The sequence below is a fragment of the Kumtagia sp. genome, assembly GCF_059502445.1.
Genome location: NZ_JCACER010000096.1, coordinates 62739 through 88107, shown reverse-complemented (window position 1 = coordinate 88107; position 25369 = coordinate 62739). Strand labels below are relative to the sequence as shown.

Sequence of the window (25369 nt, the reverse complement as noted above, 5' to 3'; positions counted from 1 at the left end):
AAACGGGCTAGTCTCGCGCACCGAAATCGGCAAAATCGCAACCGAAACCATCGAGAAAATGACCGCTTTGCCTTCCTTTCTCGGCTTTCCCGACCGCCTCGCCGAAGGGGGCGTGCCGCGCGCGGTAATTTTTGGGGCCGGTCACGGCAGTACCTACCCCGGCAACGACAGCAGCGGCCATGCGTTGGCCGCGAACGCCATTCGTGCTGCCAGCCAGGATGATGCGGCGCTCGTCGGGCACTGGGATTTCGATCTGGGCGGTCCGCTGTTCGGCGATGGGCCGATCTGCTGCGTCGACGCCGGCGACATTGCGACCACCATGCATGACAACGCCGGCAACCGGGCCCGCATCGAGGCAAAGACCCGCGAGGTGCTGGCGCTGCCCGCCGTGCCGATCCTGCTCGGCGGCGACGATTCCGTGGTCATTCCCTTCCTTGCCGGCTTTGCGGATCACGGACCGGTCTGGATCCTGCAGATCGACGCCCATATCGACTGGCGCGACGAGGTGCATGGCGAACGCTACGGCTATTCGAGCCCAATGCGGCGGGCGAGCGAGATGCCGCATGTCGCCGGCATCGTGCAGGTCGGCCTGCGCAGCGTCGGCAGCGCGCGCCTCACCGAAATCGAAGCGGCGCGGCACTTCGGCAGCCGCTTCGTCACCGCCCGGGAGGTTCATGCCGGGGGCGCCGAAGCCGCCTTGCGGCATATTCCGGAAGGCGCGCGGGTGGTCGTCACCCTCGACTGCGACGGCCTCGACCCCGGCATCATGCCTGGCGTGGCGGCGCGCACGCCCGGCGGCCTCACCTACACGCAGGCCATCGACCTGATCGCGGGCCTCGGCCGGCGAGCGAACATCGCCGGCTTCGACCTTGTCGAACTCTATCCGCCCGCCGACATCGACGGCCTGACGGCCCTGACCGCCGCGCACCTTCTCGTCAACGCGATCGACGCCATCGTCCGGCAGGCTTGAATGACCGGCAAGCCAACCAACAAACTCTTGTACGACGCCATCAAGGACCGGGGCACGGCCTACCTGATGGTCTTTCGCGAACTCAAGGCCCGCTATGGCGAAGATGAGGCCAAGGACGTCATGCGCAGTGCAAGCCGCGCCCACGGACTTCACATCGGCAGATCGCTCGCGGGCTGCGCCCCGAGGGATTTCCAGTGCATGGCAAGAGGTTTTGCGAAATCCCCGGATGACGGGTCGGTGTTCTGCCCGGACATCAGGCGGCTCGACAGCACATGCCTCGAAGTGAAGATGATGGCATGCCCGATCAAGGACGCATGGGTCGAAGCCGGGTGCAGCGAAGCGGAAATCATCACCTTGCTCTACTGCGCCTCCGCGCTTGACGAGGCGACCCTGGAAGCCGCGGGCTTCGACTATGAGATTGAACTCTGGTCCCCTGGACAGGAGGGCTGCTGCCTGACCCGGATCACGGAGAAGACCAACCTGTGAATCTGACACTCTGACGATACGCCGCATGCAGGGATCGCGCTTCGCCTTTGGTCCGTTCGTGCTCGATCCGGACGCGGGAACGCTCGTCCGGGACGATGTGCCTGTTGCCGCCAGCCATCGCGGGCTGAAGCTGCTTGCGGCACTCGTCGGTCGGCCCGGCGAAATTTTGGGCAAGGCCGAGCTGATGGACGCGGCCTGGCCCGGCATGGCCGTCGAGGAAGGCAACCTCACCGTCCAGATCGCGCAGCTCAGGAAGCTGCTCGGCCCAGCCGGGAAGGGGGGTGGCGAGTGGATTTCAACGGTGCCGCGCGTCGGCTATCGCTTCCTCGGCGCCGTCGAACGGCTCGGCGGCGCGAAGCGAAATCCCTTGCCGCTGCCCGACAAGCCGTCGATCGCCGTGCTGCCCTTCGACACTTTCGGGAACGATCCCGACGAAGTCGCCTTCGCCGACGGACTGACCGAAGACCTGATCACCGATCTCTCAAGGAACGCCGGCCTGTTCGTCATCGCGCGCAACTCGGCCTTCGCCTACAAGGGCAGGGCGATGGACGTGCGGGCGATCTCCGAGGAGCTTGGCGTGCGTTATCTGCTCACCGGCAGTGCACGCCGCGCCGCGGGTCGCGTGCGCATCAACGCGCAACTCGTCGAGGCGGCGAGCGGCGACCATCTATGGTCGGAACGCTTCGACCGCGGCCTCGACGACATTTTTGCCGTTCAGGACGAGGTGACGGCCAGGATCGTCGAGGCACTGCTCGGCCGGCTCGCCGTACCCCCGCCGCGCAAGCGGCCGAAAAGCGTCGAGGCCTACGACCTCTGCGTGCGGGCGCGCAGGCTGATGGACGACACGCCGCAGGCAGCGCGGGAAACGCATCTGATGCTGACGCGCGCTGTCTCGCTCGATCCGGGCTATGCCGACGCCTATCGCTGGCTTGCCATGAACCGGTGGATGGGCTGGGTGCATTCCGGCGGGCCGAGCGAGGCCGCCCGCGGCGACGCTCTGGAGCTGGCGCGCAAGGCGGTGGCGCTCGATCCCGACGATGCCGGCTGCCGCTGGGTGCTGGCCTATCTGCTGGCCTATGACCGCAACTTCGCCGAAGCGGATACGGAATTCGCCAGAGCGATCGAACTCGACCCGAACGAAGCCGACGCCTGGGCGGCATTGTCCGACATCACGGTGCTCGCCGGGCGGATCGGGGAGGGGCTCGAGCATGTTCGCAAGGCGTTCCGGCTGAATCCGTTTCCGGCAAGCTGGTACTATCTGGTGCTCGGCCAGGCGCAATATGCGGCCGGCGACTACGAGGCGGCTGTCGAGACGCTGCGCCGCGACGAGACGTATCGGACGAGCTCACGCCGTTTCCTGGCGGCAAGCCTCGCGCAGCTCGGCCGGCTCGACGCGGCGCGTGCCGAGGCGGAACTGTTCCTCGTCGCCAACCCGCAGTTTTCAACCCGCCACTGGGCCGCCACCGAACCGTTCCGCGATGCCGCGACGCTCGCGCATTTTGTCGATGGCTTCAGAAAGGCAGGGCTGCCGGACTGACGCGCCGGTTTCGGCGGCCAGTTCCCCCGGCCGCAGCCCTTGTCTCATCCTGGTCGTGTCATCATGGCGCGCTCGAATTTTGTCCTGGTGCGAGGCCGTCCAGCAGGAAGCCCAGGCCTCTCCGGAACGTGCCATCCCAATCGTCATCCAGCAGCAGCCGGGAGCGTTCGATCGCCGCGTAGCGTTCGCTGAGACGTGCCAGGCGCAGCTGCGCGGCTGCCCTGTCCTCGTCCGAAAGCTCGAAGCTCGCACGGGTGATGGTGGCGCCCATCACATAGTTCCAGAGCGACCATATCGCGACGTTCATATCCGCGGCGGCTACACCGGCCCTGGACAGGGCCTTGCTCAGCAGCTCCAGCCGGCCGAGGGTGTTCGGGCCGAGTGCCCGGCGCGATAACAGCGACGCTGACCAGGGATGACGCAGCATGCTGGCGCGCCAGTCCTCGAGTACGTGAATGATTTCTCCGCGCCAGTCGTGAAGCTGGGCGATGTGCGGCGATCCGCGATATTCGAGCACTGAATCGAGCGCCAGATCAAAGACGTCCTCCTTGCTGTCGACATGCCAATACAGGCTCATCACACCCGAGCCGAGGCGATCGGCCAGCCGACGCATGGTCAATCCATCGAGTCCCTGAGCGTCCAGCAGCTCTACCGCGGTGGCGACGATGCGTTGCCGGGAGAGAGGCGGTTCACTGCGCACGGGCGGGAGCGGTCCACTTGTCCGTTGCGTCCGTTTGCTGCGGGCGCCGCGTTTGCCTGCCATTCGTCTTCCCCGCTGGTCATACCTGCGATTTTGGCAGGCAACGTCAGGAATGTCGATGCCGAGCGGTTGACTCGTACATCGTACCATACGATGACTCGCATGCCGTATGGTACTACGTACGAGTCGTCATGGGACCGACGGATCGAAGGTCGATGAATGCCGGCTGCGGGCGTGTTGCTCGGCAGCAGCATCAAGAGAAAATCATGTCACGCTCAATCAGGCATATGCTTATCGGAGGGCTCGGCACCATGACCCTGGGAATTTCAATCGCGACGACAGCGAATGAGAATGATCGCGGCTTGACCATCGTCAATCCGCAAAACCTCTATGACCCGTCGCCGAACGGCTACAGCACGGCAGTGATCACGCCCCGCGGAGCCCGGCTGGCCTATATCTCAGGGCAGGGCGGCCAGGATAGCATGGGAGGCTTGTCGCCCGACTTCGCCGTCCAGGTCGAGCAGGCCTACGCAAATCTGCGCGCCGCCCTCGACGCACTCGGTGCCAGGCCGGATCAGGTCGCCAAGCTCACGGTCTTCGTGGTCGATCATGATATGTCCAAGCTCGAGGTGTTGACCAGGAACGTCAAGGAGATGTTCGGCGAGGCGCTGCCGGCGCAGACGCTGGTTCCCGTTCCCAAGCTGGCAATCGACCCCATGCTCGTCGAGGTCGAGGCCGTGGTCGTGCTCGACTAGCGGGCAGGGGTCCGGCCGATTGCCCGGCTTCGGCGGGCGCCCGTGTTGCGCAAGCCGGTCGGGCGTTCCAGTAAGTGCGCTCAGCTCAGTTCTTGCGCGAGTCCGATGAGAAGCCCTCCAGGCCCGCGGATGTAGCAGAGCCGATAAGCGTCTTTATACTCGACGACTTCACCCACGAGCTGCGCGCCGCGCTTGCGGAGCCTTTCAAGCGTCTCGTCGACGTCGTCCACGGCGAACATAACGCGCAGGTAGCCAAGAGCGTTGACCGGGGCGTTGCGGTGATCCTCGAGGGCAGGCGGCGTGAGGAAGCGGGAGAGCTCGAGCCGGCCGTGGCCGTCCGGCGTGCGCATCATGGCGATCTCGACGCGCTGATCGCCCAGTCCGGTGACTCGTCCGGCCCATTCTCCTTCGATCGTGGCCCGCCCTTCGAGCTCGAGGCCGAGCTCGCGAAAGAAATCGATCGTCCCGTCGAGGTCATCGACGACAATTCCTACATTGTCCATCCGTTTGAGCGCCATGTGCCCAATCTACAAGGCGTGGTCGGATTCAACAACGGACCTTTGCCGAATCAAGGCGGCCATCGCGCTTGGCGAAAGGCAACGCCGTCATACTTCCTCGATCGGGCGCATGCTTAAGTCGCATAAGATATATTATGGAACTTTCGCAGCCGCGCCAGCCGCCCTGGATCTCGTCCAAACCGCCACCCATACTTGAGGAACGCATATCTTCAGTCTGATTCTAAAAGAAATTCCAGCAGCATGCCGTCATAGGCCGGCTCGACGTGATCGGGCGTCTCGGCCAGCACCGTTGCGTAATCCAGCGGCACGTGCATGTGCGTCAGCACGGCTTTCTTCGGCGCCAGCCGGCCGATCCACTCCAGCGATTCGGCCAGCGAGAAATGGCTGGGATGCGTGCGGTACTGCAGCGCGTCGATCACCAGCAGGTCGAGCCCGCCGAGCCGCTCGGCCGTGCTCGGCGGAAAATTGCTCACGTCCGGACAATATGCGACGGGGCCGATACGGAAGCCGAGCGAAACGATGTCGCCATGGATCTGCGGCAGCGGCTCGAAGCAAAGCGCGCCGCCGTCGCCCTCGACGATGACAGTCTCTGCATGGTCGATGCGATGCGCCTTGAGGATCGGCGGATACGAACTGCCGGGCGGCGTCTCGAAGCAGTAGCCGAAGGCCTGCATCAGCCGCTCCAGCGTCGGCTGGTCGGCAAAAATGTCCATCAGCTTGCGCTGTTCGAGCACGAAGCTGCGCAGATCGTCGATGCCGTGGATGTGGTCGGCATGCGGATGCGTGTAGATGACCGCATCGAGGCGCTGCACCTGGGCGGCAAGCATCTGCTCGCGGAAATCCGGGCCGGTATCGATGACGACGCGCGTGACACCGCCGTTCCCGGCGATGCGCTCGACCATGGCGGCCGGCCGCGTACGCCGGTTCCTGGGGTTGGACGGATCGCAATTGCCCCAGTCGCCGGTGATGCGCGGCGTTCCCGGCGACGAGCCGCAGCCGAGGATCGTCAGTCTGAGTCGCGCCGACACGGCTTAGCGACCCACTTCCGCCGGCCTCGGCATCTTACTGAAAAGACGAAAGAAATTGTCGGTGGTGATCTCGGCGATTTCAGCTTCGTCGGCATCTATGGTTTCCGCCAGGACGGCCGCCGTCCGCGCCACATAGGCCGGCTCGTTGCGCTTGCCGCGATGCGGCACCGGCGCGAGGTAAGGTGCGTCCGTCTCGACCAGCAACCGGTCGCGCGGCAGTTCCCGGGCGATGCCGCGCAGCTCCTCGGAATTCTTGAAGGTCAGGATGCCGGAAAACGACACGTAGCCGCCGAGCTCGACGCCGGTCCTTGCCAGTTCGCGGCCGGAAGAGAAGCAATGCAGGACGAAGGGAAAGGCCCCCTTCCCCGTTTCCTCGCGCAGGATTGCGGCGATGTCGTCGTCGGCCTGGCGTGCATGGATGACGAGCGGCAGACCTGTCTGGCGCGCCGCCGCGATGTGGGTGCGGAACCCTTCTGCCTGCAGGTCGCGCGGTGCTTTGTCGTAATGGTAGTCGAGGCCGGCTTCGCCGATCGCTACGACCTTGGGGTGCTCGGACAGCCTGACGAGCTCTTCGGCAGCGATTCCGGCTTCTTCGCCGGCATTATGCGGATGGGTGCCGACCGAGCAATAGACGGCCTCGAATTCCTCAGCGATCTTGATAAGTTCCGGAAATCGCCTGACACGCGTCGAGATGCTGACCATGCGGCCGACGCCGGCGTCGAGTGCACGCCGCACGATGGCGGCGCGCTCCTCGGAAAAATCCGGAAAGTCGAGATGGCAGTGGCTGTCGACCAGCATCGGCTCAGCCTTCGCCCTTCTCGACATAGCGCGGAAAGACGCCTTGCGGCGCTGGCAGCGGCGTGCCCTCGGCAAGCGCGTGCGCATCGCTGACATGGGCGAAGTCGCGCTGATCCGCCGGCACCGCCAGCAGGTCGAGCAGCTTGGTGGCCGATGCCGGGATGAAGGGCTGGCACAGGATCGCCACCCGCCGCACCGTCTCGGCCGTCGTATGCAGCACCGTCTCCATGCGCGCCGGATCCGTCTTCTTCAGCGCCCAGGGCTCCTGGCCGGCGAAGTAGCGGTTGGCCTCGGCCACGACGCCGAAGATCGCCCCCAGGGCGACGTGGATCGCCTGCTCGGCCATCGCCTTGCGCGCGGTGGCGAGCGCCGTCTCCGCCTGGTCGAGGATGGCCTTGTCGGCGTCGGCCAACGTTCTGCGCCTGGGCACCGCGCCGCCGCAGTTCTTGGCGATCATCGACAGCGAGCGCTGGGCGAGGTTGCCGAGGTCGTTGGCGAGATCGGCGTTGGTGCGGTTGACGATCGCCTCGTGGCTGTAGCTGCCGTCCTGCCCGAACGGCACCTCGCGCAGGAAGAAGTAGCGCACCTGGTCGACGCCGTAGTGCTCGACCATCGTGAACGGGTCGACGACGTTGCCGACCGACTTCGACATCTTCTCGCCTCGGTTGAACAGGAAGCCGTGGCCGAACACACGCTTCGGCAGGTCGATCCCCGCCGACATCAGAAAGGCCGGCCAGTAGACGGCGTGGAAGCGCACGATGTCCTTGCCGATGACATGGACGTCGGCCGGCCAGTAGCGCCAGCTCTCCGCCTGCGTGTCGGGATAGCCGACGCCGGTGATGTAGTTGGTGAGCGCGTCGACCCAGACATACATGACGTGCCTGTCGTCGCCGGGAACCGGCACGCCCCAGTCGAAGGTCGTGCGCGAGATCGACAGATCCTTCAGACCGGACTTGACGAAGCTCACCACCTCGTTGCGCCGCTCGGCCGGCCCGATGAAGCCGGGATTGGCCTCGTAGTGAGCCAGCAGCCGGTCCTGATAGGCGGAAAGGCGGAAGAAATAGCTTTCCTCCTCGACCCATTCTACCGGCGTGCCCTGTGGGCCGTAGCGGACGCCGTCGTCGCGCAGTTCGGTCTCCTCCTCGCCGTAATAGGCCTCGTCGCGCACCGAATACCAGCCGGCATAGCCGCCCTTGTAGATGTCGCCATTGGCGGCCATCGCCTTCCAGATCGCCTGGCTCGACGCATAGTGGCGCGGCTCGGTGGTGCGGATGAAATCGTCGTTCGAGGCGTTCAGCGCCTCGGCCATGCGCTTGAATTCCGGCGCGTTGCGGTCCGCGAGTTCGCGCGGCGACAGGCCTTCCCTCTTCGCCGTCTGCAGCATCTTGATGCCGTGCTCGTCGGTGCCGGTCAGGAAATAGACGTCCTTGCCGTCGAGCCGCTGGAAGCGCGCCAGCGCGTCGGTCGCAAGCAGCTCGTAGGCGTGGCCGATATGCGGCTTGCCGTTGGGATAGGAAATCGCCGTGGTGATGTAGAATTTTTCGCGTGACATGAGCGTGCCGTTGCCAAGCCTTGAAGAAAGCGGAGGGTGAGATAGCGCAAGGGGACGGCTGCCGCCACCCCGGCCGGGGGGCGGCGTCACATTCGAAGCGTGTCGTGCAGACGCAGGATCATGTTCAGCGCGTGTTGTTTGCGATCCAGATTGTAGGTATCCGTATCGCCGATCGCAATGCGCAATTCCTGCCAGAGGCCGGCAAAATCGTCGGCGCGGGCCGTTTGGCCGGCCGCGGCGGCGGCGCTGGCGGCATTCGCCACCAGGTCGAGCATGTGGGCATTCATCAGATCGAGACGGATCTCGTGGTCGCGCCCGCTGACCGCATCGGCCAGCCGGTAGGCCAGGGCAAGATCCAGGTCCGCCGCCGCGACGAGGGAATCGACGGTGTCGGCGATCTCCAGCCCGCCGAATTCGGTCAGCAGCACGGCGTTGCGCACGCTCCCCCCTGCCCGCTCCAGCAGCGCCTGGCGCGCGGCCGCGTTCTCGGGCAGGGCGACGCCGAGACGGCGCAGCGTCGTCTCGACCTCCTCGGCCGACAGCGGATGCAGGCGGACGACCTGGCAGCGCGAGCGGATCGTCGGCAGCAGGCTGCCGGCGGAATGGACGATCAGCAGGAACACGGTGCGGACCGGCGGCTCCTCGAGGTTCTTGAGCAGGGCGTTGGCCGCGTTGGTGTTCATGTCGTCGGCCGGGTCGACGATCACGATGCGGTAGCTGCCGTCATGCGAGGTCATCGACAGGAACCGGTTGACCCGGCGGATCTCGTCGACGGTGAGCAGGGTCGCGAATTTCTTGGTCTTGTCGTTGAACGGCCGGGTTAGGTGCAGCACCGCCGGATGGGCGCCGGTGGCGATCTGCCGAAATAGCGGCGAGGCCGGATCCGGCTCGGCCAGCCGGTCCGGCGCGGCCGCTGCGACGGGATGCCGAAGCAGGTGATGGGCAATGTGGAACGCCAGGGTCGCCTTGCCGATGCCGCGCGGCCCGACCAGCATGATGCCGTGCGGCAGCTTGCCGGCGGCGTATGCGCCCGCGATCATCGCCACAGCGTCGCCGTGGCCGACCAGCACCGGGTTCTCGCCCGGCTCGGCCACGCCTTCCAGCGTGTCGTGCTGTTCGGGGGCTATGCGCTCGAAGATCATCCGGCCTCCCGTTTGCCACCGGCAGCCGCCGCCCGCACCTCGAGCGCGGCGAAAACAGCCGCGGTCACCAATTGCTCGACCTCGTCCTCGCTCTCGGAGGCATCGACGACGATGCAGCGCTCCGGCTCCTTCTCGGCGATGGCAAGGAAGGCGTCGCGGCGGCGGCGATGCGTCTCCAGCGTTTCCTTCTCGAAGCGGTCGGCCTCGCCGGCGCCCCGCCTTGCCGCGGCGCGGCGCATCCCGATCTCGGCGTCGATGTCGAAGATCAGCGTCATGTCCGGCATCATGCCGTTGACCGCGACGCGCTCGAGCATCGCAACGAAGGCGCTGTCGTCGTCGTTCGCGAGTCCCTGATAGACGCGGGAGGAATCGAGGAAGCGGTCGCACAGCACGATCGCGCCGCGCTCGATCGCCGGCCGGATCACCTGCTCGACATGATCCGAGCGGGCGGCGGCGAACAGCAGCGCCTCCATCCGCGGGCCGAAAGGCTCCGCAGCTCCGGACAGGATGACGTGGCGCAGCGCCTCCGCGCCCGGCGAACCGCCGGGCTCGCGCGTCACCAGCGTGTCGTAGCCCTTGCGGCGCAGCTTCTCGGCAAGCCGCCGGATCTGCGTCGACTTGCCGGCGCCCTCGCCGCCTTCGAACGTTATGAACAATCCGCGCGCCAAACCGGCCTGCCTGTGTCGAATTCCGAACCCCTCTTAGAACCGGCGGACCGCAAGGTCCATCGGCAAGGACATCGACCTCATCGCATCCAACCGGTGAGCAGTTCGGCGACGGCGCCCATGGCGCGCTGGTGGATCGCCCCGAGCGCCACCGTTTCGGCGGCGTAGAGCGGCACTTCCTGGCTCAGCGTGTCCCCAAGCCAGACCTGCAGGACGCCGATGCGGGCGCCCTGCTCCACCGGCGCCGCGACCGGCCCGTCGTAGACGATGCGCGCTTCGACCTGGCTGCGGTCCGCGGCGGGCACGAGCACGTTCACCGCGCCGTCGGCACGAAGCGGCACGGCCGCCTTTTCGCCGCCATAGACAGCCGCGGTGCCGACGATCTCGTCGGGCACGAACAGCCTGACCTCGCTGAAGGCCTTCATACCCCACTCCAGCAGCTTGCGGGCCTCGTCCGCGCGCTGTCGGTCGCTCTCCATGCCGCTCATCGCCACAAACACCCGCCTGCCGCCGCCGCTGGCGGAGCCGACGATCCCGTAGCCGGATTCGTCGGTATAGCCGGTGCCGAGACCGTCGGCGCCGATTCCCATCGTCAGCAGCGGATTGCGGTTGCGCTGGCGGATCTTGTTCCAGGTGAATTCGGGCTGGGCATAATAGCGGTAGAACTGCGGATATGCGCGCCACAGATGCATGGCGAGCCGAACCAGGTCGCGCATGGTGACGAGCTGGCCCTCCGCCGGCAGCCCGCTGGAATTGCGGAAGGTCGATGCGCTCAGGCCGATCGCCTGCGCCCGCTCATTCATGAGTGCTGCGAACTTTTCCTCGTCGCCCGCCATGCCTTCGGCGATGATGATGCAGCCGTCATTGGCCGACTGCACGATGACCCCCTGGACAAGGTCCTCCAGCCGGATCGACGATTTGAGCGCGGCGAACATGGTCGAGCCGCCGGACGGCGCGCCACCCCTGCGCCAGGCGTTCTCGCTGACGACAAAACTGTCATCGAGATTGACCCTGCCTTCCTCGATGGCGTGGAAGACCACCTCCATCGTCATCAGCTTGGCGAGAGCCGCCGGCGGGACCGGCCTGTCGGGGTTCCTGGCGAACAGCACCGCGCCGGTTTCCGCATCGATCAGCAACGCCTCCGACGCCTTTGTCTCGAACGGTTCCTGCGCTTGCGCCGGCGCAACCGCCAGCAGCAACGCGATCGCCGCGGCAATGACCGGAAATGTCAGGCGCATCCTGCCCAGCCTTTCTGGAAAGACCGCCAGCGACGAGGTTCAAGAACTCTGCGCTTTCCCGATGGAGCGGCCGACTCCAACCGTCGGCGAAACAGGATGGCACCGGATGGCGACGGCACCAGGAAAATCAGTCGCGCACCGCGATCGCGTCCGGCGCTCCGTTCCGCCAGGCGGCGACCAGCATGTCGTCGAGGGAGTTGCGGCCGTCCTCGTAGAGATTGACCGAAACCATTTCGACGCCGTCGATGCGGGCGGTTTCCAGCACGGCACGACCGAACGGCGCCAGATCCTGGCGGACTCGCTCGGCGTCGACTCGAGCGGCAAAGGTGCCCGCCATGACGAAAGCCGCAGGATTCGGGGCGCCAGCCTGCTCGACCAGAATCCGGTCCGCCTGCCCCTTCCCGCTCGGCGCCTTGGCGCTGCCCACGAGCACGTCGAAGGCTTGCGAAGCCGGTACGTTCTCCTGCGGCGCATAGGACATGCTTGCCAGCGCCATCCGGGTCTCGCCGACGGACGGCCGTTCCGGGGCGATCGGTCCGAAGGCCGGCAGCACCAGTTCGCCGGGCACGTTGGCCGTCAGCACCGTCTCGGCGCGCTGCGCTGGCGTTACGTCGGTGAGTGTGCCCGGAAAGGCGGCTGCGGGCTGCCCCACCTGCGGGTTGCTCGGGGTCGAGCCGTTCATGGCGATCATCACGCCGGTCGGCAGACCGTCGGACGGATCGGGCGCCACGTTGCCGGGCCGGTAGGACGCGATGAGATACTGGTCGTCACGGCCGTCCAGCGGCGCCCGGCCGACATATTCGACCTGCACCTGGGCCGTGCCGTGATGCGTATAATCGAGCATCTCGGCCGCACGCCTGGACAGGTCGATCACCCGGCCGTTCGAATAAGGCCCGCGGTCGTTGACGCGGACGATCACCGAGTTGCCGTTCTTTACGTTGGTGACGCGCGCATAGCTCGGCAGCGGCATGGTCGGATGCGCGGCGGTCAGATGGGTCTGGTCGTAGATCTCGCCATTGGCGGTGAGACGGCCGTGGAAGGCGTCGCCGTACCAGGAGGCATAGCCGACCTTCTTGTAGTTCTTCTCTTCCTTCGGATAGTACATCTTGCCGCGCACTTGATAGGGCTTGCCGGTCTGGTCGCGGCCGCCGCCGCGCGGCAGGTTCGATTTCTTGTCGCTGACGCGCGGGCTGGCCTTAACGCCCCATACGGATTCGGGGAAATATTCCTTCGAGCGCGTCTTCTTGGCGGCCTGCTGAGGCTGCGGACCGGCGCATGCGGCAAGGAAGCCGACACAAAGCGCGATCACCGTGATTGAGCTTGCGCGGCGGAGACGCGAGCGCGCCGAAAGAGCCATACGGAAGTCCCCAACACCTTCGTTTGCGTGCCGTCCGCCTGGTCCTCGCGTTGCGCGAACGACACAGGCAGCCACAAATCGTCCCCGTCCCTTCCTAAACGGGAAACTGTTATCACGCCATTAATCGATTGTGTCGGGAAGCGGGCAGGATTATGGCCGAGCGCCAACTAACCCGCAAAAGACGCTCGTTTCACCCATTGTCCACTGCCATAGGCCGATACGAATGCGGCCCCGGGCATCCCGGGGCCGCACGCTTGGTTCGAAACGGCCGGTCAGTGCCAGTAGGGCTCCACGCCGTAATACTGGTAGGCCGCGTTGCGGGATTTTTCGCCGTCGCCGCGGGTCAGCGCGTCGATGGAATCGGCCGGCGCAGCTTCGATCTGCTCTCTCGTGAAAGGAACGACATAACCGCCTCGGCCCTCATCGTAGTCGAGGACCGACCAGGGCACCGCATGGTATTTCTCGCCCATGCCGAGAAAGCCGCCGAAACCTATGACGGCGAACATGATGCCGTTCGTCGTCTTCTCGAGCATGACGTCCTGGATGGTGCCGATTTTCTCGCCGGACGTGTTGTAGACTGCCGTCCCGATGACGCGCGAGGCGGCGATGGCATCCGTGTGGCCGGTAGCTGTTGTCATGGCAAAACTCCTCATCTGGTGATGGGAGGAGAATGACCGGACGCCGTCGAGGTTCCGTCGAAACGAACGTCTTGCGGTCCTGCGACGGAGAGCGCCCGCCTGCCTGTCGCTACAGGCCCTTGGCGACGCGGTCGAAGGCGACGAGCCGCTCCAGAAGCCCAGGCAGCTTGTCCAGCGGCACCATGTTCGGCCCGTCCGATGGCGCGTTGTCCGGATCCTCGTGCGTCTCGATGAAGACACCGGCGACGCCGACGGCGACCGCCGCCCTGGCCAGGGTTTCGACGAAGCGGCGGTCGCCGCCGGATGAACCGCCCTGCCCGCCCGGCTGCTGCACCGAATGGGTGGCGTCGAAGATGATGGGCGCGCCGATCTCGGCCATGATCGGCAGGGCGCGCATGTCCGACACCAGCGTGTTGTAGCCGAAGGAGGCGCCCCGCTCGGTAACCAGCACATTGGGATTGCCGGAAGCCGTGACCTTGGCCACCACGTTCTTCATGTCCCAGGGGGCGAGGAATTGGCCCTTCTTGACGTTCACGACCTTGCCCGTCCTTGCCGCGGCGATCAGGAGATCGGTCTGGCGCGACAGGAAGGCCGGGATCTGCAGCACGTCGACATGCGCGGCGAGGATGCCGCACTGCTCCTCGGTATGGACGTCGGTCAGCACCGGCAGACCGAGCTTTTCGCGGATTTCGTCAAATACAGGCAGGGCAGCCTCAAGACCGGCGCCGCGGCGGCCGCCGAGCGACGTACGGTTGGCCTTGTCGAAGCTCGTCTTGTAGACCAGTCCGATCCCGAGCCCGGCGCAGATTTCCTTCAAACGGCCGGCAATGTCGATCGCGTGCTGGCGGGTTTCGAGCTGGCAGGGTCCGGCAATCAGCGCCAGCGGCGCCGCGTTGTCGAAGGAGACGTTGCCGACGGCGACGATCGGGTTGGGGCTGGTCATGGTAACTCCTCGGGCGCGAAGGCAGGTACAGGTCGCACGGCAAAGGGCGAGACTATCGGCTGCCTTTTCGATGGCGCGGTGTGCCCGATTGCGCCGCGCACTGCAAGGGTCGCGTTTTTTCCGCCTCCAGCCTGCCTCTGCTCTGCAGGCGCAGTTCCGAGGTCGCTGAGCGCGGCCGATCCGGAGCGGCAGCCGGGGAAGGCCTCCGCATGGCTGCGATAGCGCGGGATCAGTCCGGCTTGAAGTCGTATTGAACGCAGGTCTTGACCGGGCAGGACCGGCTGTCCGCGGTTCGGATGTAGCTGGTGCTCGTGACCTCCGCGTTGCCGCAGAACTGCTGGCTGCGGACATAGCGTCCGTAGAGCAGGTTGCCGCGGGACGACAAATAATAGACGATCGCCACGCCGTCCGCGGCTATGCCTTGCTGGAGGCTTCGGCAACTCATGTCCGCCGCGGAAAACCTCGAAGCCGCATGAACCTGTGTCGCCCCCAGCAATGCGGCGATAAGCACGAGCCTGACCATGTCGATCTCCATCGAAGGAAACGCCTAACGAACCTGCCGCCGTGACGTTCCCTGGAGGTCGAGACGTAGCACTCAGTAGGAGCGCGGCGGGACGAACAGGCAGATCGTACGGGAATCATTCGCTCCGGCAACCGAACACCAATGAAACTCCCCGTCGGGAGAATCCTTCAGCCGGGCGTCCCGGTAAGGCAGTACCTCGCCTGTTCCCTGAATCACATAACCTTCGGGGCGTTCGCTGATCGCCGTTTGCGGGACCGCGCGGCAGTCATAGCCCGAGCAACAGGAGAAAGGATAACTCCAGCCATTGGGCTGGGCGGCCGTCGGCAACGCATCGTGCGCCCCGGCGGGCGCGGCACCAAAAACTCCGGAACCGACAATGACCCAGAAAGCAACGAGGGCGGACGAAGCGCGGGGCGACCGTGCATGGGCCGATTTCTGGTTGACTTTGGCTGTCTTGGGCATGACGCATTCCTTCGAAGTGAGGTCATCAAGCGCATGGCTTGCCCCTTCCCGGAACGTGTCTCCCTTTCAGCCGGACGTCAGCGTTGATCCAATGCCGCAACCGGCCATCAATGCTTTTTGCACCAACCCTTGCAGGCTGGACCGATTCCCAAGCCGGCGCAAGACATTGCTGCAGTGCACAATAATGCAACCCTATCGCGCCGACCGCAGGGCAAGTGTGCGCCGCCAGCATTAACGATTACTTACAAGAAGGGTTGCACGGGCCCCGGCCGTTGCAGGCGTTTTCCTGCCGCCGCAAAGCTCATCGCGGTGCGAAAGGCCGCGTGACCTGGTCGACGGGCTTTCGCCGGGAGATACTCCACGCCGGCCGGATCACCGGCGGGCGCGGCATCGCCGTCAGTCGATATCCGCCACCTGCCCGGCGCCGCCCTCGATGCGGTGCGACAGCGACGCTTCCATGAAGTCGTCGAGGTCGCCGTCGAGCACGTCCGACGGGCTCGTGCTCTCCATGCCGGTGCGCAGGTCCTTCACGAGTTGATAGGGCTGCAGCACATAGGAGCGTATCTGGTGGCCCCAGCCGATGTCGGTCTTGGCCGCCTCGGTCGCGTTGGCCTCGGCCTCGCGCTTCTTCAGCTCTTCCTCGTAGAGGCGCGAGCGCAGCATTTCCCAGGCCTTGGCGCGGTTCTTGTGCTGCGAACGCTCGGCCTGGCAGGCCACGGCGATCCCGGTCGGGATGTGGGTGATGCGGACCGCCGAATCGGTGGTGTTGACGTGCTGCCCGCCCGCTCCCGACGAGCGGTAGGTGTCGATGCGTACGTCCGATTCCGGAATGTCGATCTCGATCGTGTCGTCGATGACCGGATAGACCCAGACCGACGAGAACGACGTGTGCCGGCGCGCATTGCTGTCATAGGGCGAGATCCGCACCAGGCGGTGCACGCCCGACTCGGTCTTCAGCCAGCCATAGGCGTTGTGGCCCTTGATCACCAGGGTGGCCGACTTGATCCCGGCCTCCTCGCCGTCGTGCATCTCCAGCACTTCCACCTTGAAGCGCCGCCGCTCTGCCCAGCGCGTATACATGCGCAGGAGCATATTGGCCCAATCCTGGCTCTCGGTGCCGCCGGCGCCTGCATGCACTTCCAGATAGGTGTCGTTGGAATCGGCCTCGCCCGAGAGCAGCGTCTCGATCTGGCGTGCCTTGATCTCGCCGGAGAGCGAGCGGATGGCAGTCTCGGCCTCGGAGACGATGGCCTCGTCGCCCTCCTCCTCGCCGAGTTCGATCAGGCCGACATTGTCCTCGAGGGCTTGCGTCAGCTGCTTGATCGAGGTGATGCCCTCGTCGAGGCCCTGGCGCTCACGCATCAGCTTCTGCGCCTCCTGCGGATCGTTCCACAGGGTGGCGTCCTCGGCGCGGCTGTTGAGGTAGTCCAGTCTCTTTAAAGCGGCATCCCAGTCAAAGATGCCTCCTCAGCAGGCTTATGGCCTGCTTGATTTCGTCGACGAGCTTTTCGGTCTCTGCACGCATGGCAGTGTTCTTGCCCTTCTCGCTTGCGTGGGAAAATCGGTCGGCGCGGACCATAGGCACGCGCCGACCGGGTGTAAAGCCAAGGAAATGAGATTTGCCGTCCGCCTGGAGGCGGCCGGACCAGGTCAGTAGAGACCGCCGCCGCCCTGGCTGATCGCCTTGCTCGCCTGCGGCGAGATTTTCTCGGCGACGCCCGCCGGGCCGCCGTCGTCCATGCCGATCACCCAGTAGCTGTCGGCGGGACCCGTGCCCGGCTTGAAGGCTTCGATGATGGTGCCGCCGGCGCCCTCGCTCGCCTGCATTCCGGTCTTGCGGTTGATGGCGATCAGCTTCATGCCTTCCGGCACCTGGAAGTCGACGACGGGCGTGTCCTTGAGCACCTCGCCCATGAACTCCTTGAAGATCGGCGCGGCGAGGCCGCCGCCGGTCGCGCCCTTGCCGAGCGTCTGCGGCTTGTCGAAACCCATGTAGAGGCCGACGACGAGATTCGGTGTATAGCCGATGAACCAGGTGTCCTTCTCGTCGTTGGTGGTGCCGGTCTTGCCGGCGATCGGACGCCCGAGCTCCGAGACGGTCACCGCCGTGCCCCGCTGCACCACGCCCTCCATCATCGACGTGATCTGGTAGGCGGTCATCGGGTCGAGCACCTGCTCGGCATTGTCCGCCAGGTCAGGTTCGGGCTGGTTGTTCCACTCGGCCGCGTTGCAGCCTTCGCAGCCCCGCTCGTCATGTCTGTAGACGGTCTTGCCGTAGCGGTCCTGGATGCGGTCGATCAGCGACGGCTTGATCTGCCGGCCGCCATTGGCCATCACCGCATAGGCCGAGACCATGCGCATGACCGTGGTTTCGCCGGAGCCCAGCGCCATGGCGATGTGCGGCGGCATCTTGTCGTAGACGCCGAAGCGTTCGGCATATTCGGCGACCAGCTTCATGCCCATGTCGTTGGCGAGCCGCACCGTCATCAGGTTGCGCGAGCGCTCGATGCCGTTGCGCAGCGTCGACGGTCCGGCCGCCTTGCCGTCGTAGTTCTTGGGCGTCCAGACCTCGGTGCCGATCTTGATGGTGATCGGTCCGTCCATGATGACGGAAGCCGGCGTGTAGCCGTTGTCGAGCGCGGCGGCATAGACGATCGGCTTGAACGACGAGCCCGGCTGACGCCAGGCCTGGGTCGCGCGGTTGAACTCGGATTCCGAATAGGAGAAGCCGCCGACCATGGCCAGCACGCGGCCCGTATGCGGATCCATCGCCACCAGGCCGCCCGACACCTCCGGCACCTGGCGGACCAGATAGCCGTCCTTCTCCGGCTTCTCCTCGACATAGATCACGTCGCCGATCTTCAGCACGTCTTCGGGCGAATTCGCCTTCAGCCGCTTGCCGTCCACCACGTGGCGCATGACGAAGGCCATGTCCGCTTTCGCGATGCTTCCGGTCTTGCGCTCGTCGGACAGCTTGCCGGAAGCCTCGCGGGGAGGCTGCAAGCCGATCGTCACTCCGGAGGCGCCGACATCCGTCACCACGGCGAGCTGCCATTCCGGCACATCGTCCAGGCGCTTGACCTCGCCCAGCGGCACGCCCCAGTCGCCGCCCACTTCGACATGCGTGACCGGGCCGCGATAACCGCGCAGCGTGTCGTATTTCAGCAGGCCCCTCTGCATCGCCCGCCGCGCAACCAGTTGCATCTTCGGGTCGAGCGTGGTGCGGACCGACAAGCCGCCCTCGTAGAGCGCGTTCTCGCCATAACGGGCGATGATCTCGCGGCGAACCTCCTCGGTGAAATACTCGCCGGCGAACAGGTAGGTACCCTTGCGCCGCGGCGTCACGCCGAGCGGCTCGGCCTTGGCCTTCACGCCTTCCTCGCGCGTCACATAGCCGTTGTCGACCATCTGATCGATCACCCAGTTGCGGCGCACGATCGCGCGATCCGCATAGCGGAACGGATGATAGTTCGACGGCCCCTTCGGCAGGGCCGCAAGGTAGGCGGCCTCCGCGACCGACAGCTCATTCACCGACTTGTCGTAGTAGGTCAGCGCGGCCCCCGCCACGCCGTAGGCGCCGAGGCCGAAGAAGATCTCGTTGAGATAGAGTTCGAGAATGCGGTCCTTGGAATAGGCCTGCTCGATGCGGAAGGAGAGGATCGCTTCCTTGACCTTGCGCTCGAGCGACCGCTCGTTGGTGAGAAGGAAGTTCTTCGCCACCTGCTGCGTGATCGTCGAGCCGCCCTGCATCGGCCCGCCGCGCGCATAGACGAGGGCCGCGCGCACCACGCCTTCCACGTCGACGCCGGGATGATGGTAGAAATTCTTGTCCTCCGCGGAGAGGAAGGCCGCCTTGACGCGGTCCGGGATCGCCTGGATCGGCAGATACAGCCGCCGCTCGCGTGCAAACTCGCCCATCAGCGAACCGTCGACCGCATGCACGCGCGTCGTCACCGGCGGCTCGTAGTTTGCCAGCACCTCGTAGTCGGGCAGATCCTTGGAGAGACCGCCGACATAGACCGCAACGGCGCCGGCGACCAGCAGCGCCAGCATGGTGCCGATCCCGAAGAAATAGCCGATGAGACGAATCATTTCCGCTCCACTTCAAGCCCCGGCGGTTCTTGTTGATTCCCAACTGGTCGGCAACCCGAACCGGCGAGCCCGAACATCAATATAGCATTGTCCTCGGCGTGTAGACAAAATACGGCATTGTGATGGGCATCCGGGGCTTCTCCGCCGAAACCGTTCGGGTGTGGCGCAGCCGCAACGCAACCTCGCGACGAGCCCGCCGGCGACATCAGCCGCCCGCCGCCCTGGCCGAGGCAAAGGCCGCGATCGCATTCGAGATCGAGGTCACCGCCTTGCCGCGCCATTCGGGATTGCGCAACTGCTCCTCGTCCTCGGCATTGGAGAGATAGCCGAGCTCAACCAGCACCGACGGCACGTCCGGCGCCTTCAGCACCCTGAATCCGGCGAACCGATGGGGATTGTTGATCAGGCCCACCGTCTCGGACAGTTCGCCGACCAGCGTTCGGGCAAAGCGGATGGAGAAGGCGTGGGTCTCGCGGCGGATGAGGTCGACCAGAATGTCCGCGACTTCGTGGTTCTCATCCTCGACCTCGATGCCGGCGAGCTTGTCGGAAAGGTTTTCGCGATCGGCCAGCGCCTGGGCTTCGGCGTCGGACGCCTTGTCGGACACCGTGTACACGGTCGCGCCGCGGATGCCTTTCAGGTTGATGGTATCGGCATGGACGGAAATGAACAGATCCGCCTCCTGCTGGCGCGCGATCCGCACCCGGTCGTCGAGCCTCAGGAACAGGTCGCTCGACCGGGTCAGATGGACGTCGTATTTGCCCTCCGCCTGCAGCTTCGCCTTGAGCTCGAGCGCGAAGGCCAGCGTGATGGTCTTTTCGACGGTTCCGTTGACCCCGAGCGCGCCGCTGTCGATGCCGCCATGCCCCGGATCGATGACGATGACGAAGGGCTTGGCCGGGCGGTCCACGGAGGCCCCTACCCGGCTGCCCTTGGGTGCCGCGGCGGTCGAGCCGGTGACTTCGGCCTGATCCGCCAGCGCCGCCTCGAACTGCCGCTCCCCGGCCGCCGCGATATCGATGGACAGCCGGTAGCCGGCGCCGTCCTCTTCGGCGACCACGTCTGCGTGCTCCACGACGAACGGACCCTTGGTGGCGAAGATCACCCGCGATCTGCCCTCGCCGGCGTCGCCGTAGCTGACCCGCCGGACGAGGCCGCGCGGCTTCATGTCCTTAGGCTCGAAGGCGAAGCGGGTATCGGGCAGGTCCAACACCAGCCTGTGCGGGCCGCGCAGCAGGAACCAGCGCAACTCCGGCTCGGCATCGAAATGCATCACGACGCGCATGCGCGTCGCATCGCCGGCCATCTTGAACCCCTTAGCACCGAGACTTGCCGCAGCCGCCCCGGAAACGGGCGACAGGATGGCGATCAGCAGAATCATGCCGCCCACCCACAGCATCGCCGCGAGGCTGCACATCGCCCTGCGATTGGCTCGACCGGTTGGACTCATGCTGCTACCCGTTCCGACGCTGGACGAACTGCCCCGGCCCGTCGCCTGCGGGCCCTGTTCAATTAAGGATTGGTATCCAGATAAGGTTAACCAAGCCTTTTTGCCTCGCGCCCGGTGAACGCCATCCATTTTGTCGGCAATCGGAATCCGGGGTTGCCTAAAACACGGTCAAATCATAAAAGCGGGACTGGTACACTGCAATGCTCGGTGTCTGCTGTTCTAGTGGCAGACTGTGGAGTCGGATAAATGCGGCCGGACAGCTCCGTCCGGGCAGGCGTGGCCAGCACAGAATTCGTCCCGGGACGCCGTCCCCACGGCTCTCGGAACGTCAAGGCAAACGGCGCGAACAGGAAATTCGCGCCGGCTCGACACGAGCAAATAGCTGGTCCGGGCTCCCCGGGCCTTGGTTCAAGAGGATCCGCAACGCAAGCAATGGTCGGAAGCGCAATCTCGGAAAGGTCCGCACTGTACCGCGCCTATCAGGCGGCGGGCGGCACCACCGTGGCGCGGCGGCAGCGGCAGGCGGACATCAATACGATCGAAGCGCAGATTCTGCTCACCACGGAGGCTTTGCCCCGCGGCGGAAGGCGTGCGCTCGGCAGGAAAAAACATAATGCCCAACAAAATGCTCATAGATGCCTCCCACCCGGAGGAAACACGGGTCGTCGTCGTTCACGGTAACCGTATTGAAGAATTTGATTTCGAATCACAGGACAAGAAGCAGCTAAAAGGAAACATCTATCTCGCCCGGGTAACTCGGGTCGAACCATCCCTTCAGGCTGCCTTTGTCGAATATGGCGGAAACCGGCACGGTTTCCTCGCCTTCAGCGAAATTCATCCCGATTATTACCAGATCCCGGTCGCAGACCGCCAGGCGCTGCTGCGCGCCGAAGCCGAAGCCGCCGAGGACGAGGCGGATGACGACGGCGAAAGCGAGGACCGCCAGGAACGCAACCGCGGGCGCCGCCGTCGGCGCGGACGCAGCCGCGGCCGCAATGGCGAGGACGCATCGCGCGCCGGGGCCGAAGCCGGCGAAGATGCCGATGGCGACGAGGATGCAGCCCCGGTTGCGGAGGAGCTTTCCGCCGAGGCGGGCGGGGCGGAGGATGCCGCCTTCGAATCGGCCGAGGTTCCGGAACCGGCCGATGAGCCTGAAAACCGGTCCGGCAGCGACAAGCCATCCAACATGGCGGCCGCCATCGAGGCCGATGTCGTGTCGGAAGAGGTGGAGACGGTCGCCGACGAGACGCACGAGACGGCGCCCGCGCCGGGCGGCGGCGAGGTCGAGGAACTTGCCGACACATCCACGGATGATCACGAGATCGAATCGGTGGGCGCCGACGATGCGCTCGAGGAAGTGCAGGTCCGCCGCAAGCCGATGCGGCGCCAGTACAAGATCCAGGAAGTGATCAAGCGCCGGCAGATCCTGCTGGTCCAAGTCGTCAAGGAGGAGCGCGGCAACAAGGGCGCCGCACTCACCACCTATCTGTCGCTCGCCGGCCGCTATTCGGTGCTGATGCCCAACACCGCCCGCGGCGGCGGCATCTCGCGCAAGATCACCAACGCGCAGGACCGCAAGCGCCTCAAGGAGGTCGTGCAGGATCTCGAGGTGCCGCAGGGCATGGGCGTCATCCTGCGCACCGCCGGCGAGAGCCGCACCAAGGCCGAGATCAAGCGCGACTACGAATATCTGATGCGGCTGTGGGAGAACGTGCGCACGCTCACGCTGCAGTCGTCGGCCCCTGCCCTCGTCTATGAGGAAGGCAGCCTGATCAAGCGCTCGGTGCGCGACCTCTACAACAAGGACATCGACGAGATCCATGTTGCCGGCGAGGACGGCTACCGCGAGGCCAAGGACTTCATGCGCATGCTGATGCCGAGCCACGCCAAGGTGGTGCAGCCCTACCGCGACACCGTGCCGGTGTTCGCGCGCTATGGCGTGGAGGCGCAGCTCGACCGCATGCTGCAGCCGCAGGTCACGCTGAAGTCCGGCGGCTACATCATCATCAACCAGACCGAGGCGCTGGTCTCGATCGACGTCAACTCCGGCCGCTCGACGCGCGAGCACTCGATCGAGGAGACGGCGCTGCACACCAATCTGGAGGCGGCCGAGGAGGTCGCCCGCCAGTTGCGCCTGCGCGACCTTGCCGGCCTGATCGTCATCGACTTCATCGACATGGAGGAGAACCGCAACAACCGTGCGGTCGAGAAGCGTCTCAAGGATCATCTCAAGAACGACCGGGCGCGCATCCAGCTCGGCCGCATTTCGCATTTCGGCCTGATGGAGATGAGCCGCCAGCGCATCCGCGCCAGCGTGCTGGAATCGACGATGAAACCGTGCCCGCACTGCGGCGGCACCGGCCATGTGCGTTCGGATTCCTCCGTCGCCCTGCTGGTGGTGCGGGCGATCGAGGAATTCCTGCTCAAGGATTCGCGCAGCCACATCGTCGTCAAGACGCCGGTCTCCACGGCCATGTACGTGCTCAACCACAAGCGCAGCTCGCTGATGGAGATGGAGGCACGCTTCGGCCTGACCATCACCATCGAGGCCGACGAGACGGTCGGCTCGCAGCATTATGCGATCTTCCGCGGCGCCATCGCCGAGAAGTCGTTGACCCCTCCCTCCGCCATCGTCAGCCCAACCCTGGAGCCAGCCTTCGAGGAAGAGGACGAAATCGAGGCCGAGGATGAAGGCGTCGTCGTCGAGGCCGAGCCCAGCGAGGAACGCTCCCATCCGGAAGGCGAGTCGCGCGACCGGCGCAAGCGCCGCCGGCGCCGGCGGCGCGGCGGACGCGACCGCGATCACGATGCCCAGCCGCATGCCGAGGAAGCAACGGCGGGCGTCGAGCAGGATACCGCGCACGACGAGGCGGTCTCCGGCGAGGTCGAGGAAGCCGGCGGCACCGGAGACGTGAACGAAGCCGTGTCGGCCGCCGAAGAGGCAGAACGCAAGAAGCGGCGGCGCGGCAAGCGCGGCGGTCGTCGTCATCGCGGCGAGGCCGAGGATGAGGCGGCCACGGAGGCGTCTGCGGTCGAGGGACCCGTCGAACCTGCGGAGGCCGAAGTCGTCGAAGAAGCCGAGGCCGTTGCCGCTGTCGTGCCCGAACAGGACGTTTCGGCCGAAGCCGAGCCGGTCGAAGCGCCGAAGAAGCGCCGTGCCGCGCCGCGCAAGAAGGCAGCCGCCGCCGAGGAAGCCGGCGGCGAGGCCGTGGCCGATGCCGAAGTTGCTCCCGCCAAGAAGCCGGCAAGGCGCTCGCGCAAGAAGCAGGAGCCCGAGGCTGCGGAGGCTAGCGAAGCGGCGCCCGCCGCCGAGGCTCCCGAGCCGGAGCCGGAAGCCGCATCTGACGAGCCGCATGCCGAGCCTGCCCAGGAACCGGAGCCTGTCGCGACGGAGCCTGTGGCGCAACCGCAGCCGGCGGCCGACCGGCCGAAAAAATCCGGCTGGTGGCAGCGGCGGGGTTTTCTATAAGCCGATCGGCATCCTGGCTTCACTCATTGAAGCCGGATCGCAGTGAAACGAAACCCGCGCAGCCAGCCCGGCTGCGCGGGTTTTGCGTTTCTGATCTGAAACGCACGATCGGCGTCAGGGTGAGAAGATCGACCAGTTCATCGCCCGCGCCAGCTTTTCCATCGCCACCGATCCCAGATGCGAGTTGCCATTGGCGTTGAGGCCCGGCGACCAGACCGCAACCGAGGCTACGCCGGGGATGATGCCGAGTATGCCGCCGCCGACGCCGCTCTTGCCGGGAATGCCGACATGGAAGGCGAAGTCGCCCGAGCCGTCATAATGGCCGCAGGTCAGCATCAGCGCATTGATGCGGCGCGCCCGCTCGCTGGAGATCACCGAATGGCCAGTCGCCGGATTGCGGCCGCCGCAGGCGAGGAAGCGGCCCGCAAGCGCCAGTTGCCGGCAGCTCATGGCGATGGCGCAGTGGTGGAAGTAGACGCCCAGCGTCAATTCGGCCGGATGGTGCAGGTTGCCGAAGGAGCGCATGTAGTTGGCGAGCGCGAAGTTGCGGAAGCCGGTCTCCCGCTCCGACGCTGCCACGCCCTGGTCGATGTAGACGCTGTCGTCGTCGGTCAGGAACTGGACGAAACGCAGGATCTCGCCGATCGCCTCGCGCGGCTGGTGGCCGGCCAGCAGCACGTCGGAGACGACGATGGCGCCGGCGTTGATGAACGGGTTGCGCGGAATGCCGCGTTCGTGCTCGAGCTGGACGATCGAGTTGAAGGAATTTCCGGACGGCTCGCGGCCGACCCGCTTCCACAGCGAATCGCCGACTTTTCCGAGCGCCAGCGTCAGCGTGAAAACCTTCGATACGCTCTGGATCGAGAACGGCTCTCCCGCGTCGCCGGCGGCGATCACCCGCCCGTCGACGGTGGCGACCGCGATGCCGAATTTCTTCGGGTCGACCTTGCCGAGCTGCGGAATGTAGGTGGCGACATCGCCGCGGTCGGTACGCGCCGCCATCTCGGCGGCGAGGTCGCTGAGGACGTCTTCGATTTCCGGCAAGA

22 protein-coding genes are annotated in these 25369 nt (G+C 65.7%); 5 read left to right on the top strand and 17 right to left on the bottom strand.

The window, feature by feature from the left end:
• Positions 1-58: 58 nt before the first annotated feature.
• Genes AC5JDC_RS24645 through AC5JDC_RS24635 form a run of 3 tightly spaced genes read left to right on the top strand, consistent with a single transcriptional unit; the run spans position 59 to position 2993 of the window.
• Positions 59-970: an agmatinase gene (locus AC5JDC_RS24645; protein ID WP_495845477.1), complete on the top strand. Its 912-nt coding sequence runs from the start codon at positions 59-61 to the stop codon at positions 968-970.
• Entirely contained in the window at positions 971-1456 is a 486-nt protein-coding gene (locus AC5JDC_RS24640) for an L-2-amino-thiazoline-4-carboxylic acid hydrolase (RefSeq protein WP_495845475.1), read from the top strand. It begins immediately after the preceding gene.
• A 25-nt stretch (positions 1457-1481) separates the two neighbouring features.
• A complete protein-coding gene (locus tag AC5JDC_RS24635; RefSeq protein WP_495845473.1) occupies positions 1482-2993 on the top strand; it encodes a winged helix-turn-helix domain-containing tetratricopeptide repeat protein in 1512 nt (503 codons plus the stop codon).
• A 61-nt stretch (positions 2994-3054) separates the two neighbouring features.
• On the opposite strand, the gene AC5JDC_RS24630 is transcribed toward AC5JDC_RS24635, so the two are convergent.
• Positions 3055-3756, bottom strand: a complete 702-nt coding sequence (locus AC5JDC_RS24630) for a TetR/AcrR family transcriptional regulator (protein ID WP_495845471.1) — start codon at positions 3754-3756, stop codon at positions 3055-3057.
• A gap of 203 nt (positions 3757-3959) precedes the next feature.
• On the opposite strand from AC5JDC_RS24630, the gene AC5JDC_RS24625 reads away from it, so the two are divergent.
• Entirely contained in the window at positions 3960-4448 is a 489-nt protein-coding gene (locus tag AC5JDC_RS24625) for a RidA family protein (RefSeq protein WP_495845794.1), read from the top strand.
• Between the two features lie 80 nt (positions 4449-4528).
• Here the strand turns inward: AC5JDC_RS24625 and AC5JDC_RS24620 are convergent, their stop codons facing one another.
• From AC5JDC_RS24620 to AC5JDC_RS24550, 15 genes are all read right to left on the bottom strand, one after another.
• A complete protein-coding gene (locus AC5JDC_RS24620; RefSeq protein WP_495845469.1) occupies positions 4529-4966 on the bottom strand; it encodes a VOC family protein in 438 nt (145 codons plus the stop codon).
• 209 nt (positions 4967-5175) lie between these two features.
• On the bottom strand, positions 5176-5994 hold the full coding sequence (locus tag AC5JDC_RS24615) for an MBL fold metallo-hydrolase (RefSeq protein WP_106772476.1): 819 nt from the start codon (positions 5992-5994) through the stop codon (positions 5176-5178).
• A 3-nt stretch (positions 5995-5997) separates the two neighbouring features.
• Positions 5998-6792, bottom strand: coding sequence for a TatD family hydrolase (locus AC5JDC_RS24610; protein ID WP_495845467.1), 795 nt, complete (start codon positions 6790-6792; stop codon positions 5998-6000).
• Positions 6793-6796: 4 nt separating this feature from the next.
• The gene (gene metG / locus AC5JDC_RS24605) at positions 6797-8344 is read right to left on the bottom strand and encodes a methionine--tRNA ligase (RefSeq protein WP_495845465.1); all 1548 of its coding nucleotides are present in this window, start codon (positions 8342-8344) and stop codon (positions 6797-6799) included.
• Between the two features lie 86 nt (positions 8345-8430).
• A complete protein-coding gene (locus AC5JDC_RS24600) occupies positions 8431-9486 on the bottom strand; it encodes a DNA polymerase III subunit delta' (RefSeq protein ID WP_495845463.1) in 1056 nt (351 codons plus the stop codon).
• Positions 9483-10154 carry a dTMP kinase gene (gene tmk, locus AC5JDC_RS24595; RefSeq protein ID WP_495845461.1) on the bottom strand — a complete coding sequence of 224 codons (672 nt, stop codon included), beginning with the start codon at positions 10152-10154 and terminating at the stop codon, positions 9483-9485. Before tmk ends, AC5JDC_RS24600 begins: the two co-directional genes overlap by 4 nt.
• Positions 10155-10231: 77 nt before the next feature.
• A complete protein-coding gene (locus AC5JDC_RS24590) occupies positions 10232-11389 on the bottom strand; it encodes a D-alanyl-D-alanine carboxypeptidase family protein (protein ID WP_495845459.1) in 1158 nt (385 codons plus the stop codon).
• 127 nt (positions 11390-11516) lie between these two features.
• Positions 11517-12746, bottom strand: a complete 1230-nt coding sequence (locus tag AC5JDC_RS24585) for a septal ring lytic transglycosylase RlpA family protein (RefSeq protein ID WP_495845457.1) — start codon at positions 12744-12746, stop codon at positions 11517-11519.
• A 272-nt stretch (positions 12747-13018) separates the two neighbouring features.
• Entirely contained in the window at positions 13019-13384 is a 366-nt protein-coding gene (locus AC5JDC_RS24580; RefSeq protein ID WP_495845455.1) for a PRC-barrel domain-containing protein, read from the bottom strand.
• Between the two features lie 109 nt (positions 13385-13493).
• On the bottom strand, positions 13494-14327 hold the full coding sequence (kdsA, locus tag AC5JDC_RS24575) for a 3-deoxy-8-phosphooctulonate synthase (RefSeq protein WP_495845453.1): 834 nt from the start codon (positions 14325-14327) through the stop codon (positions 13494-13496).
• Positions 14328-14556: 229 nt separating this feature from the next.
• The gene (locus AC5JDC_RS24570; RefSeq protein WP_495845451.1) at positions 14557-14862 is read right to left on the bottom strand and encodes a hypothetical protein; all 306 of its coding nucleotides are present in this window, start codon (positions 14860-14862) and stop codon (positions 14557-14559) included.
• A gap of 60 nt (positions 14863-14922) precedes the next feature.
• On the bottom strand, positions 14923-15312 hold the full coding sequence (locus AC5JDC_RS24565; RefSeq protein WP_245428415.1) for a hypothetical protein: 390 nt from the start codon (positions 15310-15312) through the stop codon (positions 14923-14925).
• A gap of 396 nt (positions 15313-15708) precedes the next feature.
• A protein-coding gene (gene prfB, locus AC5JDC_RS24560; protein ID WP_495845448.1) for a peptide chain release factor 2 occupies positions 15709-16837 on the bottom strand; the annotation gives its coding sequence in 2 pieces (ribosomal slippage) (positions 15709-16770 and positions 16772-16837; 1128 coding nt in all).
• 125 nt (positions 16838-16962) lie between these two features.
• The gene (locus AC5JDC_RS24555; RefSeq protein WP_495845446.1) at positions 16963-19404 is read right to left on the bottom strand and encodes a penicillin-binding protein 1A; all 2442 of its coding nucleotides are present in this window, start codon (positions 19402-19404) and stop codon (positions 16963-16965) included.
• A 205-nt stretch (positions 19405-19609) separates the two neighbouring features.
• Positions 19610-20854: an N-acetylmuramoyl-L-alanine amidase gene (locus AC5JDC_RS24550; RefSeq protein WP_495845444.1), complete on the bottom strand. Its 1245-nt coding sequence runs from the start codon at positions 20852-20854 to the stop codon at positions 19610-19612.
• Between the two features lie 613 nt (positions 20855-21467).
• Between AC5JDC_RS24550 and AC5JDC_RS24545 the strand changes: the two genes are divergently transcribed.
• The gene (locus tag AC5JDC_RS24545) at positions 21468-24323 is read left to right on the top strand and encodes an Rne/Rng family ribonuclease (RefSeq protein ID WP_495845442.1); all 2856 of its coding nucleotides are present in this window, start codon (positions 21468-21470) and stop codon (positions 24321-24323) included.
• A gap of 114 nt (positions 24324-24437) precedes the next feature.
• On the opposite strand, the gene AC5JDC_RS24540 is transcribed toward AC5JDC_RS24545, so the two are convergent.
• The gene (locus tag AC5JDC_RS24540; protein ID WP_495845440.1) at positions 24438-25367 is read right to left on the bottom strand and encodes a glutaminase; all 930 of its coding nucleotides are present in this window, start codon (positions 25365-25367) and stop codon (positions 24438-24440) included.
• Positions 25368-25369 lie beyond the last annotated feature (2 nt).